The sequence below is a fragment of the Hymenobacter cellulosivorans genome (assembly GCF_022919135.1).
Classification (GTDB): domain Bacteria; phylum Bacteroidota; class Bacteroidia; order Cytophagales; family Hymenobacteraceae; genus Hymenobacter; species Hymenobacter cellulosivorans.
Map to the genome: position 1 here is coordinate 3007853 of NZ_CP095049.1, position 14702 is coordinate 3022554.

The 14702-nt window shown below is 61.0% G+C and carries 12 protein-coding genes and 1 tRNA gene; 2 read left to right on the forward strand and 11 right to left on the reverse strand.

Translation table 11 applies throughout. From position 1 onward, the window contains the following. Positions 1 to 61: 61 nt before the first annotated feature. From MUN80_RS12800 to MUN80_RS12840, 9 genes are all read right to left on the reverse strand, one after another. Complete coding sequence (locus MUN80_RS12800) at positions 62 to 1186, reverse strand: LLM class flavin-dependent oxidoreductase (RefSeq protein ID WP_244724758.1); 1125 nt, start codon at positions 1184 to 1186, stop codon at positions 62 to 64. 90 nt (positions 1187 to 1276) lie between these two features. Beyond that, the gene (locus tag MUN80_RS12805) at positions 1277 to 2182 is read right to left on the reverse strand and encodes an NmrA family NAD(P)-binding protein (protein ID WP_244724764.1); all 906 of its coding nucleotides are present in this window, start codon (positions 2180 to 2182) and stop codon (positions 1277 to 1279) included. Between the two features lie 51 nt (positions 2183 to 2233). Further along, on the reverse strand, positions 2234 to 2722 hold the full coding sequence (locus tag MUN80_RS12810; protein ID WP_244724765.1) for an NADPH-dependent F420 reductase: 489 nt from the start codon (positions 2720 to 2722) through the stop codon (positions 2234 to 2236). Between the two features lie 2 nt (positions 2723 to 2724). Continuing rightward, the gene (locus tag MUN80_RS12815) at positions 2725 to 2979 is read right to left on the reverse strand and encodes an NAD(P)-binding domain-containing protein (RefSeq protein ID WP_244724767.1); all 255 of its coding nucleotides are present in this window, start codon (positions 2977 to 2979) and stop codon (positions 2725 to 2727) included. A 97-nt stretch (positions 2980 to 3076) separates the two neighbouring features. After that, a complete protein-coding gene (locus tag MUN80_RS12820) occupies positions 3077 to 3352 on the reverse strand; it encodes an ArsR/SmtB family transcription factor (protein WP_244724769.1) in 276 nt (91 codons plus the stop codon). A 92-nt stretch (positions 3353 to 3444) separates the two neighbouring features. Beyond that, a complete protein-coding gene (locus MUN80_RS12825) occupies positions 3445 to 4872 on the reverse strand; it encodes a TolC family protein (protein ID WP_244724771.1) in 1428 nt (475 codons plus the stop codon). A gap of 5 nt (positions 4873 to 4877) precedes the next feature. Next, a complete protein-coding gene (locus MUN80_RS12830; protein WP_244724773.1) occupies positions 4878 to 8066 on the reverse strand; it encodes an efflux RND transporter permease subunit in 3189 nt (1062 codons plus the stop codon). Between the two features lie 11 nt (positions 8067 to 8077). Continuing rightward, positions 8078 to 9232, reverse strand: a complete 1155-nt coding sequence (locus MUN80_RS12835; RefSeq protein WP_244724774.1) for an efflux RND transporter periplasmic adaptor subunit — start codon at positions 9230 to 9232, stop codon at positions 8078 to 8080. 232 nt (positions 9233 to 9464) lie between these two features. Then, positions 9465 to 9752 (reverse strand): ArsR/SmtB family transcription factor, encoded by a 288-nt coding sequence (locus MUN80_RS12840; RefSeq protein ID WP_244724776.1) that lies wholly within the window; start codon positions 9750 to 9752, stop codon positions 9465 to 9467. 406 nt (positions 9753 to 10158) lie between these two features. Here MUN80_RS12840 and MUN80_RS12845 point away from each other — a divergent pair, with 406 nt between their 5' ends. Continuing rightward, the gene (locus tag MUN80_RS12845; protein ID WP_244724777.1) at positions 10159 to 12738 is read left to right on the forward strand and encodes a pectinesterase family protein; all 2580 of its coding nucleotides are present in this window, start codon (positions 10159 to 10161) and stop codon (positions 12736 to 12738) included. A gap of 95 nt (positions 12739 to 12833) precedes the next feature. Here the strand turns inward: MUN80_RS12845 and MUN80_RS12850 are convergent. Beyond that, positions 12834 to 12905: transfer RNA gene (locus tag MUN80_RS12850), tRNA-Arg, on the reverse strand. Positions 12906 to 13079: 174 nt separating this feature from the next. On the opposite strand from MUN80_RS12850, the gene MUN80_RS12855 reads away from it, so the two are divergent. Then, a complete protein-coding gene (locus tag MUN80_RS12855) occupies positions 13080 to 13529 on the forward strand; it encodes an organic hydroperoxide resistance protein (RefSeq protein ID WP_244724778.1) in 450 nt (149 codons plus the stop codon). Positions 13530 to 13615: 86 nt separating this feature from the next. Here the strand turns inward: MUN80_RS12855 and MUN80_RS12860 are convergent, their stop codons facing one another. Beyond that, positions 13616 to 14512, reverse strand: a complete 897-nt coding sequence (locus MUN80_RS12860) for a transglutaminase-like domain-containing protein (RefSeq protein WP_244724779.1) — start codon at positions 14510 to 14512, stop codon at positions 13616 to 13618. Positions 14513 to 14702: the final 190 nt, after the last annotated feature.

A 14702-nucleotide genomic window follows, 5' to 3' on the forward strand; every position in this document is an offset into this window, starting at 1 on the left:
ATTGGCCGGGGGTAGCAGCAGGCCAGATGCTTGACTAGCAGGAAGAGAAGGCAGGCGTGGTTTAAATGGTTCGGAACGCTGGTTTTGGTAAGTCCAGATTGCCCCGCAGGGTTTCGGCCGCGTACTCCGTATGGAAGAGGCCACGCTCCTGCAGGATGGGCACCACCAGCTCGATAAAGTCTTGTAGCCCGTGGGAATGGTCTTGCCGAACCATGAACAGGTCAATAGCCCCGGCCTCGTACCACCGCTGTATTTCCGTGGCGACGCGCTCGGCCGAGCCCATAAACAAGGGAACGGGGGTGTGCGAATAGGGCCCCAGCGCACGGATTTCCTGGTACTTGGCGTAGGCCTCGGCATCGGTGCGGCCCACGATGGGGTTTTGCGACACCGACCGCACGAAGTCTTCTGGCAGCCGGCCTTTTTCAAGCAGCTTCGCGGTAAGTGCAGTGGCGAGCAATAATGTTTCCTCGAAGGTGCTGCCCGCCATGAAGACGCCGTCGGTGTAGGAGGTGGCCAGGTCCACGAAAGTGGGGGAGCTGCCGGCCATGTACAGGACGGGCCGGCCCTGCACCGAGCGGCTCAGGTTCAGCGGCCCGTCCACCGAGAAGTACTGGCCCCGGTAGTTGATGGGGTGCATCTTGCGCGGATTCAGAAAGACGCCGCTTTCCTTATCGCGGGGAAAGGCGTCGTCCTCGTACGTGTCCCACAAACCCAGCAGAATCTCCAGAAACTCCTGGTGCATGGGGTACTGGTCGGCTTTGCCCATGTGGCCGCGGCTGAAGTTCACCATACCGCCTGGGTTAGAGGTAATGGCGTTCAGCGAGGCCCGGCCCCGGCTGATTTTGTCCAGCGACAGCACCTGCCGGGCCAGGTTGTAGGGGTCGGTGTAGGAGGTCGAGGCCGTTAGCGAGAGGCCAATGCGCTCCGTCTTCATGGCCAAGGCCGACATGAGCGTCCCGCCTTCGAACATGCTCAGGTAGTAGGGAATGTTGCCGGGCCCGACGTGGCTCACGTCGTACAAAAACAGGGTCTCAAATTTGGCCTGCTCCGCCAGCTGCGCCTGTTGAATGAAGAAATCGATGTTTTCGCCGGCGTCGGCGGGCATGGCGGGGTGGCGCCAGGAGGAAAAATTCCACCCCGGCCCATCAATGACCGCGGCCAGCTTTAACGTTTTTCTGTTGTTCATTACTTGGAGTATGAATGCGTGCTTTTGCCCCGGCAGAACCTTCTCGGCGGGCGTAGACCTGGCCGATGATATCCAGCCCCGGCATGTCCTTTATATCGACCCAGCTGACGCCACAATGCCCGCTTTGTGCTCCTCCAGAAATTCCCGCAGGGTCTTGGCCGGTCTGCCGAGCACGTAGGGAATATCGTTTTGCACCATCGACATATAGGACATTCGGCCGTCGAGCATCTGTGTCACAAAATCAATGTTGGCCTTGGCGTACCAGCTTTCCGCTCCATTCGCCAGCAAGGTTTCAATCAGCTCTTTAAAGCCTTGCAGTCCTTTGTTTTCGTGCTTGATTTCCAGGCCGGTCACCTCGCTCAACAGCGCTGCAATTTCTTGGCCGTTGAAGGTTTCGACGCTCAGCCAGTAGTGCTGCCCACCGTGGCGCTCTGGCCCGTCGACGAGGGCTTTGGCGGCCACCGCCGCAATGTCACTGGAGGCAATGTAGCCGACTCTTCGGTCGTCCCAGTAGCTGGTGTAGGTTAGGTTCTTCGGGATATACAGCCCCGTGAACACCTCCATAAACATATTCGGGTGGAGGTGGGTCCAGGCAATGCCGCTGGCCTCGATGTACTTTTCAATCAGCTGGTGCCAGGCAAAGTGGGCATCGGTGGTATCCCACTCCGCGAATACGCCTACGTGCACGATATGGCGGACGCCGGCCTTCTTGGCCGCGTCCACCAGGGTTTTGCTTTGCGTGAGCATGGCCACCGTGTAGCCGGTTAGCAGAAACACCCGGTCCACCCCGGCCAGCGCCAGCGCAAAGGTTCTGGGGTCATCCAGGTCCAGGTAGCGGCAGTCTTTGCCTTCGCGGCGAAGCTGTTCTACCGTCTCTTGGTTGCGCGAGGTGATGCGTACGTTGACGGCTTGACCTTCCAGATCTTTGATGACTTGACGGCCGATGGTGCCGCTGGCGCCCAACACCAGAACGGTCGGGTTTTGGTTGTTTTCCATGCGTGTGTGCCTTGAATAGAAGTGGATTCGGTTGGTAGGATCGTGCGTCGGCTATGCTTTACCTAGCTGCCGGGCGCGGTTGCCGGCTACCACTTCTTCGCGGGTGGGCCACACGTCGCGTTGCAGCAGCTCCGAGATTATCTGGTCGCGTATCTGCGGGGCTTTGCCGGGCACGGCGTTGGCCAGGGCCTGAATCAGCTCCGGGGCCGTGAGTTCGGTGCAGTAGGCCGGGGTGCCGGGCTGCTGCCGCCACGAGTCGGCCAGGCTGCCCCCGTCCACCACGTCGAAGCCAAGGTCGTTGCAGAGGTCGGCTAGGATTTGCTTGGCGCGCTCGTCGTCGCCAGCGATGGAAAGGGCAATGCGGCCGGGCATGCCGGGCGCGGTGCCGCCGCTGGCAATTGTCTCGGCCAGCAGGTTGTTAAAGGCTTTCAGGATGGGGCGACCCAGCTGCTCGGCCGCCAGCACGCTCTCGGGCTGGCCTTGCTCTAGCGCCTCGATTTTCTCGTCCCGGAAGGGATAGTAGTTGCCCGTATCCACCACGATTACCTCGGGGGCAACGACCGGAACAGGTCCTTGGGAAACTCGGCAAGCACCCTGAAAGGCACGGCGATAAACACGAGGGCCACGTCCTGCACCACCTCTTGCAGGGTGGCGGGGCTAGCTCCCAGTTCCTGGGCTTTGCGGGCTAACTCGGCCGGCTGGCGGGTGTTGGTCACTTTCACTTGGTGGCCGAGGGCAGCCAGGTTTTTGGCCAGGGAGCCGCCGACGGGGCCGGTGCCAATGATTCCGATGTTCATGGGATAGGAGTTGAGTGGTTTCGCGTTTCCACGACGATGCCTTGCTTCTGCTCGTCCTGGAAAAGGCATTGTTCAGCAGTGGCTTGCTATAGGAGAGCTAGGGCATCTTCAGCAGCTGCAGAAAGCTTTCCAGCTCCAGCAGCTTTTCCGTGTTGATCGTCAAGCACATGTTGCGGCCCTCCTTGCACGAATGGACCAGCCCCGAATCTACCAGCGCCTTCACGTGCTGCGACATGGAGGGCTGGCTGATGGGCACAAACTCATACAGATTAGCGCATCCCAGCCGCTGCGCCCGCGCAATTTCCTGCAGCATGCGCAGGCGAGTGGGGTCGCTCAGCGACTTGGCTAGCTTGACGAGGGACTTGGTATCCATAGCAGTGGGATGGGGTAGGAGGATTTTGCTTAGCCTTCGCGGGCCGAAGTAGCGTGCGTTAATACAGCGGGTAGCGGCAGGTATGCAGGCGGCTACTGCCAGCCGCCGCCCACGGCCCGGTACAGCTCCACGTTGGCTTCGAGCTGGGTGCGCTTGAGCGAGGCCAGCTCCAGCTCGCTTTGCAGCGCGTTGCTTTGGGCCGTAATGACTTCGAGGTAGCTGGCCAGGCCGCTGCCGAACAGCAGGTTAGCGTTCTTGGTGGCCTCGCGCAGCGTGCGCACCCGCTCGGTGGCCAGGGCCTGCTGGGTCTGGGTGCGCTCCACCTGCCCGAGTGCATCGGATACCTCGCCCACCGCCACTAGCACCTGCTGCCGAAACTGGATGACGGTACGTTCCCGGTCAATCTGGGCCTGCTGGTACTGGGCGCGCAGCGCCCCGCGCTGAAACAGCGGCTGCGTCAGCCCGCCGACGACCGTGCCAAACAGGGAGGCCGGCACGCTAAACCAGTTGCTGAGCTGGAAGGCGTTGAGGCCGCCCTGCGCCGTGATGGTCAGCGCGGGGTAAAGCTGGGCCTTGGTGTAGCCCGCCATGGCGTTGGCCCGGTCCAGGGCCAGCTCGGCGCTGCGCACGTCGGGCCGCCGGGCCAGCAGCGCCGCCGGCACCCCGGCCGCCGCCACCACCGGCACTTGCAGCCGCAGCAGGTTGCCGCTGCGGCTGATGCCGCCCGGCAGGCGCCCGGCCAGGATGCTCAGGGCGTCTTCCTGCACGGTAATAGCCTGCTCCAGCTGCGGCACCAGGCCGGCCGCCGTCAGGCGCTGCACCTCGACCTGCTGCACGGCCAGCGCCGTCACCTGCCCGGCCGCGAACTGCAGCCGCGTGAAGCGCAGGGTACTGTCGGTGAGGGCCACGTTGCGCCGGGCCACTGCCAACTGCGTGTCGAGCATCAGCAGGTTGTAGTAGCCCTGAGCCACCTGCGCCACCACCTGGGTTTGCACGGCCTTGCGCGCTTCCTGGCTTTGCAGGTAGGCGGCCAGGGCCTCCTGCTTGCGGCTGCGGATTTTGCCCCAGATGTCGGCTTCCCAGCTCAGGGCCGCCGCCACGTTGTAGTCCTCAATGTGCTTGGTGCCCAGAAACTGGGTGAGGGAAATACCGTTGAGGCTGTTGCCCGAAGGCCGGTTGGTGGTCACGCCCGCCTGCAGCGTGGCGGCTGGCAGGTAGCCCAGGCGGGCCTGCCGGAGGGTCGTCTGCGCCGAGGCAATGTTCTGCAGGGCCAGCTGGAGGTCATTGTTGCGCACCGTGGCGCTGTCGAGCAGCTGCTGCAGGGCCGGCTCGGTGAAAAAACTGCGCCACGGCAGGCTGGCTACCGAAGCTGTATCGGCGGTGGGGGCGGTGCGGTAGGTAGCGGGCAGGGGCAGCGCGGGCAGGGGCAGGTCTTTCGACACTTGGCAGGCCGCCACCACCAGCAGGCTGGCCAGCAGCAGCGGGAGCCGAAGCCAGGGTTGGGTACGTCGGGTTGTCATGGAAATTAGCGGGCCGTGGCGTGGGCCGGCATAGGCTCGTGGGAAGCCCGGGCCGCCCGGTCAGGCGTCCCACTGAGGCGTTCGTTCAAGCGTTGAAAAATCACAAATAGCAGGGGGATGAGGAACAAACCCAGCACCACGCCCGTGAGCATGCCGCCGGCGGCCGCGATGCTGATAGAATGGTTGCCCAGAGCCGAAGGTCCCTGCGCCCGCATCATGGGCAGCATGCCGGCCACGAAGGCCAGCGAGGTCATCAGGATGGGGCGCAGGCGGGAGGCCGAGGCATTGAGCGCGGCGCGCACCAGCGGCTCGCCGCTGCGGCGGCGCTGCAGGGCAAACTCCACGATGAGGATGGCATTCTTGGCCAGCAGGCCGATGAGCATAATCAGCGCCACCTGCACGTAGATGTTGTTGGTGATATCGGCCAGCCCAATGGCGGCAAACACCCCCACCATGCCCGCCGGCAGCGACAGCAGCACCGCGAAGGGCAGAATGTAGCTCTCATACTGCGCGGCCAGCAGGAAGTACACGAACACGATACACATCAGGAACACCACGGTGGACTGCCCGCCCGACGAAATTTCCTCGCGCGTCAGGCCCGAAAACTCGTAGGTGTAGCCCGAAGGAAGGTGCCGCTCGGCCACGGCCTCCACCGCCTTGATGGCGTCGCCGGTGCTGTAGCCCGGCTTGGGCATGGCGTTGATGGTCAGGGAATTGAAGAGGTTAAAGCGCGAGGCCGTCTCGGGCCCGAACACCCGCTTGAGCCGCACCAGGGTGCGCAGGGGCACCATCTCGCCCCGGTCGTTTTTCACCGACACCCCGTTCAGGGCCGTCAGGTCGGCCCGGTCGGGCTGGTCGGCCTGCACAATCACGCGGTAGTACTTGCCGAAGCGGTTGAAGTCCGAGGCCTGGGCGCTGCCGAAATAGGCCTGCATGGTTTGCAGCACGCGCTGCACGCTCACGCCCAGCTGGGCGGCTTTCACCTCGTCGACCTCAGCTTCCAATTGCGGGTAGTCGGCCCGGAACGAGGTGAAGGCCATGCCGATGGCCGGCTGCTTCATCAGCTCGCCGATGAACTCCCGACCCACCTGCCCGAGCTTGGGCAGCGGGCCGCCGTTCCGGTCCTGCAGCACCATTTCCAGCCCCTCCACGTTGCCGAAACCCGGCACGGTGGGCGTGGTAAAGACGAAGGTATCAGCCCCTTTGATGGTCGCCGCCTTTTCGCGCATCGTGGCCATGATGGCGTTGATATCCTGCACCGCCCCGCGCTCCGGGATGGGCTTCAGAATGACAAATGCCGTGAGGGCCGAGGCGCTGTTCGAAGACGTGAGAATGTTGAAGCCCGAGAGCAGGTTGATGCTGGCCACGGCCGGCATGGCTTGCAGCTGTTGCTCGATTTGCGCGGCAATCTGGTTGGTGCGGTCGAGCGACGCGCCCGCCGGCAGCGCCATGGAGATGCCGACAAAGCCCTGGTCTTCGGAGGGAATAAAGCCGGTGGGGGTACGCTTGGCCAGCCAGCCGGTGAGCACCACCACCAGCACCAGGCCGCTCAGGCCCACCCACTTGTGGCGCACCAGAAACTTGATGCTGCCTACGTAGCGGTCGGTAAGCCGCTCGAAGCTGCGGTTGAAGCCCGCAAAAAACCGGGTCTTGAACGTGCTGGGCACGGGGTGCTCCGCGTCGTGGTCGGGCGGCGCGTGCTTGAGAAAGAGGGCGGCCAGGGCGGGGCTCAGCGTCAGTGCGTTGACGGCCGAAATGATGATGGCAATGGCCATCGTGAAGGCAAACTGCCGGTAGAACACCCCCGTCGAGCCGTCCATAAAGCCCACCGGCAAGAACACGGCGGCCATGACCAGGGTAATGGAAATGATGGCCCCGGTAATCTCGCGCATGGCGTGGGCCGTAGCCTTCTTGACCGAGTGGGCGCCGGCTTCCAGCTTGCTGTGCACGGCCTCGACCACCACGATGGCGTCGTCGACCACGATGCCGATGGCCAGCACCAGGGCAAAGAGTGTGAGCAGGTTGATGCTAAAGCCCACCAGCTGCATAAAGAAGAACGTGCCCACAATGGCTACCGGCACGGCAATGGCCGGAATGAGCGTGGAGCGGAAGTCCTGCAGGAAGATGAACACCACGAGGAACACGAGCACAAACGCCTCGATCAGGGTGTGCTCAACCTGCTCAATGGAGGCATCCAGCGCCGTTTTGGTGCTGTAGAGCGTCTGCTGCTTCACGCCTTTCGGCAGGTCCTTTTCCAGCTTCTGCATCGCCTTCGCCACGGCAATCTGCAGCTCGTTGGCGTTCGAGCCAGCGCTCTGGAAAATGCCGACGTTGATGCCCGGCTTGCCATCAATGCGCACGTCCCCGTTGTAGGTGGCTGCGCCGAACTCCACCCGGGCCACGTCCTTGAGACGCAGCATCGAGCCGTCGACGTTGGCCCGGAGCACCATATTTTCGTAGTCGGCGGGCTGGTTGCGCTTGCCCTTGTACTTGATGACGTACTCAAACGCTTCCTGGCTGCTTTCGCCCAGGCGGCCGGGGGCGGCTTCCAGGTTGTTGGCTTGGATGGCGGCCATTACCTCGGCCGGCGTCAGGTTGTAGCTGGCCAGCTGGGCCGGCTTCAGCCAGACGCGCATGGCGTAGGCGCGGTTGCCCCCAAACAGGGCGGCCGACCCAATACCCGGAATGCGTTTGAGCTCCGGCACCAGGTTGATCTGCGCGTAGTTCGTCAGAAAGGTCTGGTCGTACTGCTTAGGGTCCTCGGAGTAGAGGTTCAAGATGACCACCAGGCTGTTCTGCTGCTTGGCCACGGTCACGCCCTGCTGCACTACCTCGGCCGGCAGCTGGCTGGTGGCCTGCGCCACCCGGTTCTGCACGTTCACGGCCGCCTGGTCGGGGTCAGTGCCCAGCTGGAAATTGACGCTGATAACCAGCGAACCGTCGTTGCTGGCCGTTGAGCTCATGTACATCATGTGCTCGACGCCGTTGATGGACTCTTCCAGCGACGGGGCCACCGAGCGCAGTAGGGTTTCGGCGTTGGCGCCGGGGTAGACGGCCGTTACCTGCACCACCGGGGGCGCAATGTCGGGAAACTGCTGGAGCGGCAGCTTCCACAAGGCCAGCGCGCCCATAATCACCAGCAGAATGGAGATGACCGTGGCCAGCACGGGCCGCTCAATAAATACTTTGAACATGCTGTGCTGGATTAATTCTGAGCGGATGAAGCCGTGGACTGGCTGGGCGCGGCGGCCACGCTCGGCTGGGTCGGCTGAATGATCTGGCCTTCCTGCAAGTGGTCCACGCCTTGCAGCACAATCCGGTCCCCGGCCTTCACGCCCGCACGCACCAGGTAATTGGCGCCGCTCTTGCCCTCAATGGTGAGGGCCCGGCGGCTGACGCGGTTGCTGTCGCCGAGCGCGTACACGAATACTTTGTCCTGCAGCTCGACGGTGGCCGCGGCTGGCACCAGCAGCACGTTGGGGTGCGTCAGGGGCAGCCGGATGGTGCCCGTGTTGCCCGAGCGCAGCAGGCCGTCGGCGTTGGCAAACGTGGCCCGTAGGGTAATGGCGCCCGTGGTGCGGTCAAACTGCCCGGCCACCACGTCCACCTTGCCCCGCGTGGGGTAGGTGCTTTGGTCGGAAAGCACCAGGGTGGCGGGCGGCAGCTGCTGGAGCTTTTCCTGGAGCGTGCGGCCCGCGTACTGGGTGCGGAAAGCGCTGAAATCGTCCTCGCCCAGGGCGAAGTAGGTGTGCACCTCGTGTACGTCGGAGAGCTGCGTCAGGGCCTGGGCATCGGTGGGACCAACCAGGCTGCCCGGTTTGGTTTGCAGCCGCCCCAGGTAGCCGCTGACGGGCGCCGTAATGGTAGTGTAACCCAGGTTGATGCGGGCACTGCTCACGGCCGCCTTGGCGCGCTGTAGGTTGGCCCGGGCCACGGTCAGGGCCGCCTGGGCCGTTTTCAGCTGCACCTCGGAGACAACCTTGTTCTGCACCAGCGGCGCGTACCGGTCCACTTCCACCTGCGCGCTGATCACGGCGCCGGCCGCGGCCTGCTGGGCGGCCAGGGCGTTGTTGAGCTGCTCGCGGTAGGGCGCGTCGTTGATTTTGAACAGCGGCTGGCCTTTGCGCACCGCCGCGCCTTCCTCGACGAGGATGCGCTCAAGCACCCCCGTTACCTGCGGCCGGATTTCCACGTTCACCACGCCTTCAATCGAGGCCGGGTAGTCTTGGTACGTAGTTTCGGTGCCGGTGCGCACCGGGGCCACCGGCAGGGCCGGGGGAGCCACCGCTTGCTGCGGAGCCTGCTGCTCGGCGCAGCCCGCCAGCATCAGCGTGCCGGCCAAAAGAGAAAATACTTTCATGAAGTAGGAGCCCGTGAAGAAGGTTGGGCGCGTGGTTGAGCGTGAAGCAGGAGAGAGTAAATACCTTTTTTAATAAACAGATAATTATGAGCTTATGTGATAAGGTAAAAAAAAGCGCCTTGAAGGCTACCCGGATGCGGCTGCAAAGATATCGAACATAAATTCATAAGCAATTGATTATGTTTCAAAAAAAGAAAAACCCGCTGCCGGGGCTAACGGGTCAAGATGTTGCTTACTGGGGAGCAGAGCCTGGTTTGAGCAGTTGCAGAAAGTCTTCCAACTCCTTAAGTTTTTCCGCATTGATGGACATGCACATGTTCCGACCTTCTTTATGCGACTCAATCAAGCCCGCCTCGGAGAGGGCTTTGAGGTGCTGGGACATCGAGGGCTGGCTGATGGGCACGTACTGAAACAAGTCAGCACACACCGTAATTTCTCCTTTTGCAATTTCCTGCAACAAGCGAAGACGGGTCGGGTCGCTGAGGGATTTGGCTAGCTTGACGAGGGACTTGGTATCCATAGAAGACAAAGGTAAGCAATGTCCTTAACCCATGCGCATGGGTTAATGCTTTGTAACCGGTAGCGTATTAAATTGGTTCTGGCTAGCGGTCTTAGTGGGTGCAGTTGAGAAATTACCCTTCTTAAACTGAATTGCCGCGTTTAGCTTCGGACAGTTTTGCTGTGCAAGCACTGGTCCTGCCGCGCGGGGATTATCTGAATGAGAAGTGAGGACGAAAGCCGGCCTGTTGAAATGGTCTTGACGTGCTGTTGGACAAATCGCCAACTAGCAGAACCCAGCCCATATGCCAGCTGGCATCGTTGCCGGTAACGATTGCGCAAATAAGAAGGTGAGAACGAGCACCGGGCGGGGCAAGTGGAAGGTACTATTGAAGTATTGTTCCTGTGTCTCATCCATTTGGCTTCTTATGCAAAGTACCCTTGCTCGTCAGGTCCTTCCCATCCAATTCTGGGTGTTGGTCGGCTTTTTCCTGTTGGCTTTTCCCTTCGGGTCCTTCGCGCAGGCGTTCGACCTGACCGTGGCCCAGGACGGCACCGGCAATTACACCACGGTGCAGGCTGCTATTAACGCCGCCCCCACGGGCCGCACCACACCGTTTACCATCTTCATCAAGAACGGCAAGTACCTGGAGCGGGTGACGATTCCGGCCAATAAGCCATTTCTGCAGCTGATTGGGGAGAGCGTGGCCAATACCCGCATTGCCTTCAACCTGGCCAACGTGCCTTCGTTCCCCGGCAACACGTCCACCGTCATCATCAACGCCTCGGACATTACGGCGGTGAACATCACCTTCGAAAACTTCTGGGGGGAGTCGCCGCAGGCCCTGGCCATGTACACCACCGGCGACAGGATAGCCTTCAAGAACTGCCGCTTTCTGGGCGGGCAGGATACCGTGCAGCTCAACTCGCAGGCGGGTAACCGCACCTATTTCAAGGACTGTTACATCGACGGCGTGGTCGACTTCATCTTCGGCGCGGGCCGGGGCGTGTTCGAAAACTGCATCATCTATGCCCGCACCCGGCGCGACGGTGGCCCAGGCGGCTACATCACGGCGGCCAACACCCAACCCGGGCAGCCCTACGGCTTTGTGTTCCGCAATTGTATCATCCCCGAAAACCGAGGCACGACGACCTACACGCTGGGCCGCCCCTGGCAGAACGACTTGGGCTCGACGTCCACCGACCGCTCGCACACCAAAGTGGTGTGGCTGAACACCACCATGGGCAGCTCCATCAAGCCCGTCGGCTGGCAGGTGTGGGACGCCGGCACCGTGACCAGCGTTATTCAGTACGCCGAGTATAAGAGCCGGGATTTCAGCGGCAGCCTGGTCAACATCAGCCAGCGCGTGCCCTGGTCCAGCCAGCTCGCCGATGCCGACACCGTGAACTACACCCGCGCTGCCGTGCTCGGCAACTGGAGCCCGTGCAGCGTATTGCCCAACTTCTGCGCTAGCGCGCCCGCCCCCATCGCCGTGTCGAATTTCCTGGCCCTGAAAGGCACGGCGACGGCGCCTTCCGTCCTGCAGTGGAACCTCAGCTGGCCCATCGGCGGCGTGCAGTACCAGCTGTTCCGCAGCAGCGTGCGCCGCGGTACCTACGCCCCGGTTTACACCACCACGTCGACCGTTGCCACCAACATCAACTTCGGCACGACGGACCCTATCCCCACTCCGGGCACCACCTATTACTACTACGTGCGCGCTTCCAAGTCCGGCCTAGCTGCGCACGTGACCGATACGCTGCAGGTGTCGAGCACGCCCACCATCCTGACCATGGGCAGCTTCCAGGCGTTCCTGCAGGGTGGGAATCAGCCCTCGGCGGCGCAGAACCTCCTCGTCGGCGGCGAAAACTTGACGGCCGGGCTGGTCATCACTCCGCCCACGAGCTTCCAGGTTTCGGTCAATGGCGGCAACACCTGGTCATCAAGCGCCACCCTCACGCCCAGCACGAATGGTGTTGTGGCCAGTACCACCCTGAGCTTGCGCCTGAACGCCGCCAACGTGGGTACGTACACGGGCAGCCTGAGCCTCACCAGCACGGGCGCGGCAACCGTCAGCCTGCCCCTGAACGGCACGGCGCAAGCCGCCGCCTTGCCGCAGTCGTTTCCGCTGCTGTGGTGGACCATGGCCCGCACCAACCAGGACAGCGCCGCCGTGCGCAGCAGTGCCGTGACGGGCAGCGTACCAACGTTTCGCAAGTTTGTTAGCTCCTCAGGCTCCGCTGCGGCCACCATTCCGCCTTATTCCACCCGTTACGGCCAGGCGTTTGCCCCAGTGGCCGATGGGGGCTGGACCACGGCCCTCGGCGGCCCCGGTGGCAACCTGAACCGCACCTTCTATGAGCAGTTCACCGTGACACCCAGCGGCACGACGCCCGTACGGGTAGATTCGGTGTCGTTCACCTCCTACGTCACGGGCTCGACCAGCAACACGAAAATGGCAGTCGTATGGTCGCGCAGCGGCTTTGCTACTGACTCGGCCGACGTGAGTGGTGGCGCTGGCCCCGGTGGGTTGCTGCCCAGCACAGCCAATGCGAGCTTTACGACGCCGGTTTTCCTGGGCACGCAGACTGCTTACCGCCTGGCTTTTGCCGGTGCCAGCGGTACGACGTTACAGGCCGGACAGCGCCTCACGTTCCGGGTGTATTTTAGCTGTGGCTCCACGACGACCACGACCCGATTTTCGACCCTCAAAAATGTGCTGGTGAAAGGGGAGGCGCTGGTGGTAACCGGTATGCGCCGCGCTAGTACCACTTGGCAGCTGTACCCCAATCCAGCTACGGCACAGGCGTTGCTGGTGCATCCAATGGCCACGCAGGAATCCGCCATCACCATCTATTCCTCGATGGGGCAGCAGGTCGCCACCATTTCTTGTCCGGTTGGCAACCAACAGACCCTGCTTGACCTGCAGCACCTCGTCAGCGGCCAGTATTTAGTGCGCTATAGCAACGGCACCACGCAATTCACGGCCAAACTGCTCAAGCAGTAGCTGTCACTAGCCCTTCCACCCGCAGTCAGTCAGAACTAGAGCTGTACTCCAGTAATGAAAAAAGGCCCTTCACAGTATGTGAAGGGCCTTTTTAGTGGTCGCGCTAGGAATCGAACCTAGATCAAGAGCTTCGGAAACTCTTATACTATCCGTTGTACGACGCGACCAGTCCGGAGCGGATATGGGGCAAAAGTAGAGAGAAAAATATGCCCTGCCAAACGCAAAATGCATTTGTGGCTATTGCCAGCACAATAATTCTATTGAAGCCCAGCATAACCAAATTCAGCTGAACACAGTTAAGACAGGTACACAACCGATTACTCGTCAACCAACACCTACCCATGAAAAAGAATCTGTATACGGCCGAAGCTTCGGCCACTGGCGGCCGTAGCGGCCATGTGCGTTCCTCCGACAGCGTAATCGACATGGATATGTCGGTGCCTGAAGGGCTGGGCGGCAAAAAAGGCGCTACCAACCCCGAGCAGCTCTTTGCCGCTGGTTATGCCTCTTGCTTTCAGCAAGCCTTGATTGTCATTGCTGGCCGGGAAAACCTCAAGCTAAGCCCCGAAAGCACCGTGCAGTGCGCCGTAACGCTGTTTCAGGATGGCGAATCGTATGGTCTGAGCGCTGTCCTGGATGTCGACCTGAAGGATATGGACCAGCAGCAAGCTTTTGGCTTGGTCAATAAAGCTCACCAAATCTGCCCGTATTCCGTCGGCACACGCGGTAATATGGAAGTCGAGCTGAAAGTAGCCGGGCAAGCTGCTCCGGTAGCCGCCGACAAAGAATAGCTTTCCGCTAACTAGCTAATACGTAAAAAGGTCCTGCTGGTGCTCAGCAGGACCTTTTTACGTATTAGCTAGTTAGCGGAAATCAACTAGTTTAAGCTAGTAGTACCAGGTGCCGTTTGTTTAGCCGCGTTGCCCACAAGCATTTCTACAGGGGTGGGGTAGAAGGAGGTGACAGAGTTTGTATAACGCATGCGGCGAATGGGGGTATCCCGCTGAAAGACAGTGGGATACTTGGCGCCCTTGGGTACTAACATTACACTACTGGGTTGGGTTTTAACCCCAAACCGGTTGTCGAGTACCGTGTCGAAATAATACAGATAAGGGCTGAGCCAGTTGAAATAGGTTTTGGCGCGCGTGTTGGAGGCTGTTTCGATTCGCAACCCTGGGTCGTCGGTAGCCAAGGCTTTCTGCATGTCGATGACGTTGACGGGCTTGTTGTTAAGCAAAGGCACAACATCCCACTGCGCGTCCAACATAACCCATTTGCGTTGGTCCCGCAGCCACACTTCGGTAATAGCGTGACCAGCTCCCTCGCGGCGAGTTTCCGAGTCTGCCGTTTTGAGATACACCGCTCGGGCCGGCATGCCCATGGCCGTTAGTACTCCACTCAACACGATGCTGTATTCGATGCACTGAAAGTTATGACCCAGATCCGCGTCCTTCAGAATGGATAGTGGATCGGGCTTTTTGGCGCGCACGTGGCCATCATGCACCCAACGGTTATGAACCCAGGTACAGAGCGTACGGGCTTTATCGAGGTCAGTTGTTTGGCCGGCAACGATGTCGTTTAGAGCATAATTCTCACGCAGCGTTACCAGGTAGGGCTCGTCAGCAGAGCTAAACTGGAAAGTATACGAGGTCGGGTCGGCAGTTGTGGCAAATTCCAGAGGCTGGTTTTTTGTCACCGGACGCTGGGCTACGGCGGGCGAACTTCCGCACAACACCGCCAGCAGGACCACTCCAGTCAGGGCCTTATACATCATGAGTAAAAGTTTGGGGCAAGTAGGCAGTACGTAAAAGAGGGTGGGAGAGGCAGGGTTCTAACGTGAAATAACAGCTTAGGTTTTTATGAGTCTTTATTGCATAAACAAGATTAATTTGTTACCAACTTGGTAATAGCATGGTAGAATCACATGTTTATGTAGCATAAAAAAGCCCGCTCGGCTGGCGAGC

What these genes read in the sequence shown, in the direction of transcription:
- MUN80_RS12800 (WP_244724758.1), bottom strand. Translation starts at nt 1,186, where the DNA reads ATGAACAACAGAAAAACGTTAAAGCTGGCCGCGGTCATTGATGGGCCG.
- MUN80_RS12805 (WP_244724764.1), bottom strand. Translation starts at nt 2,182, where the DNA reads ATGGAAAACAACCAAAACCCGACCGTTCTGGTGTTGGGCGCCAGCGGC.
- MUN80_RS12815 (WP_244724767.1), bottom strand. Translation starts at nt 2,979, where the DNA reads ATGAACATCGGAATCATTGGCACCGGCCCCGTCGGCGGCTCCCTGGCC.
- MUN80_RS12820 (WP_244724769.1), bottom strand. Translation starts at nt 3,352, where the DNA reads ATGGATACCAAGTCCCTCGTCAAGCTAGCCAAGTCGCTGAGCGACCCC.
- MUN80_RS12825 (WP_244724771.1), bottom strand. Translation starts at nt 4,872, where the DNA reads ATGACAACCCGACGTACCCAACCCTGGCTTCGGCTCCCGCTGCTGCTG.
- MUN80_RS12830 (WP_244724773.1), bottom strand. Translation starts at nt 8,066, where the DNA reads ATGTTCAAAGTATTTATTGAGCGGCCCGTGCTGGCCACGGTCATCTCC.
- MUN80_RS12835 (WP_244724774.1), bottom strand. Translation starts at nt 9,232, where the DNA reads ATGAAAGTATTTTCTCTTTTGGCCGGCACGCTGATGCTGGCGGGCTGC.
- MUN80_RS12840 (WP_244724776.1), bottom strand. Translation starts at nt 9,752, where the DNA reads ATGGATACCAAGTCCCTCGTCAAGCTAGCCAAATCCCTCAGCGACCCG.
- MUN80_RS12845 (WP_244724777.1), top strand. Translation starts at nt 10,159, where the DNA reads ATGCAAAGTACCCTTGCTCGTCAGGTCCTTCCCATCCAATTCTGGGTG.
- MUN80_RS12855 (WP_244724778.1), top strand. Translation starts at nt 13,080, where the DNA reads ATGAAAAAGAATCTGTATACGGCCGAAGCTTCGGCCACTGGCGGCCGT.
- MUN80_RS12860 (WP_244724779.1), bottom strand. Translation starts at nt 14,512, where the DNA reads ATGATGTATAAGGCCCTGACTGGAGTGGTCCTGCTGGCGGTGTTGTGC.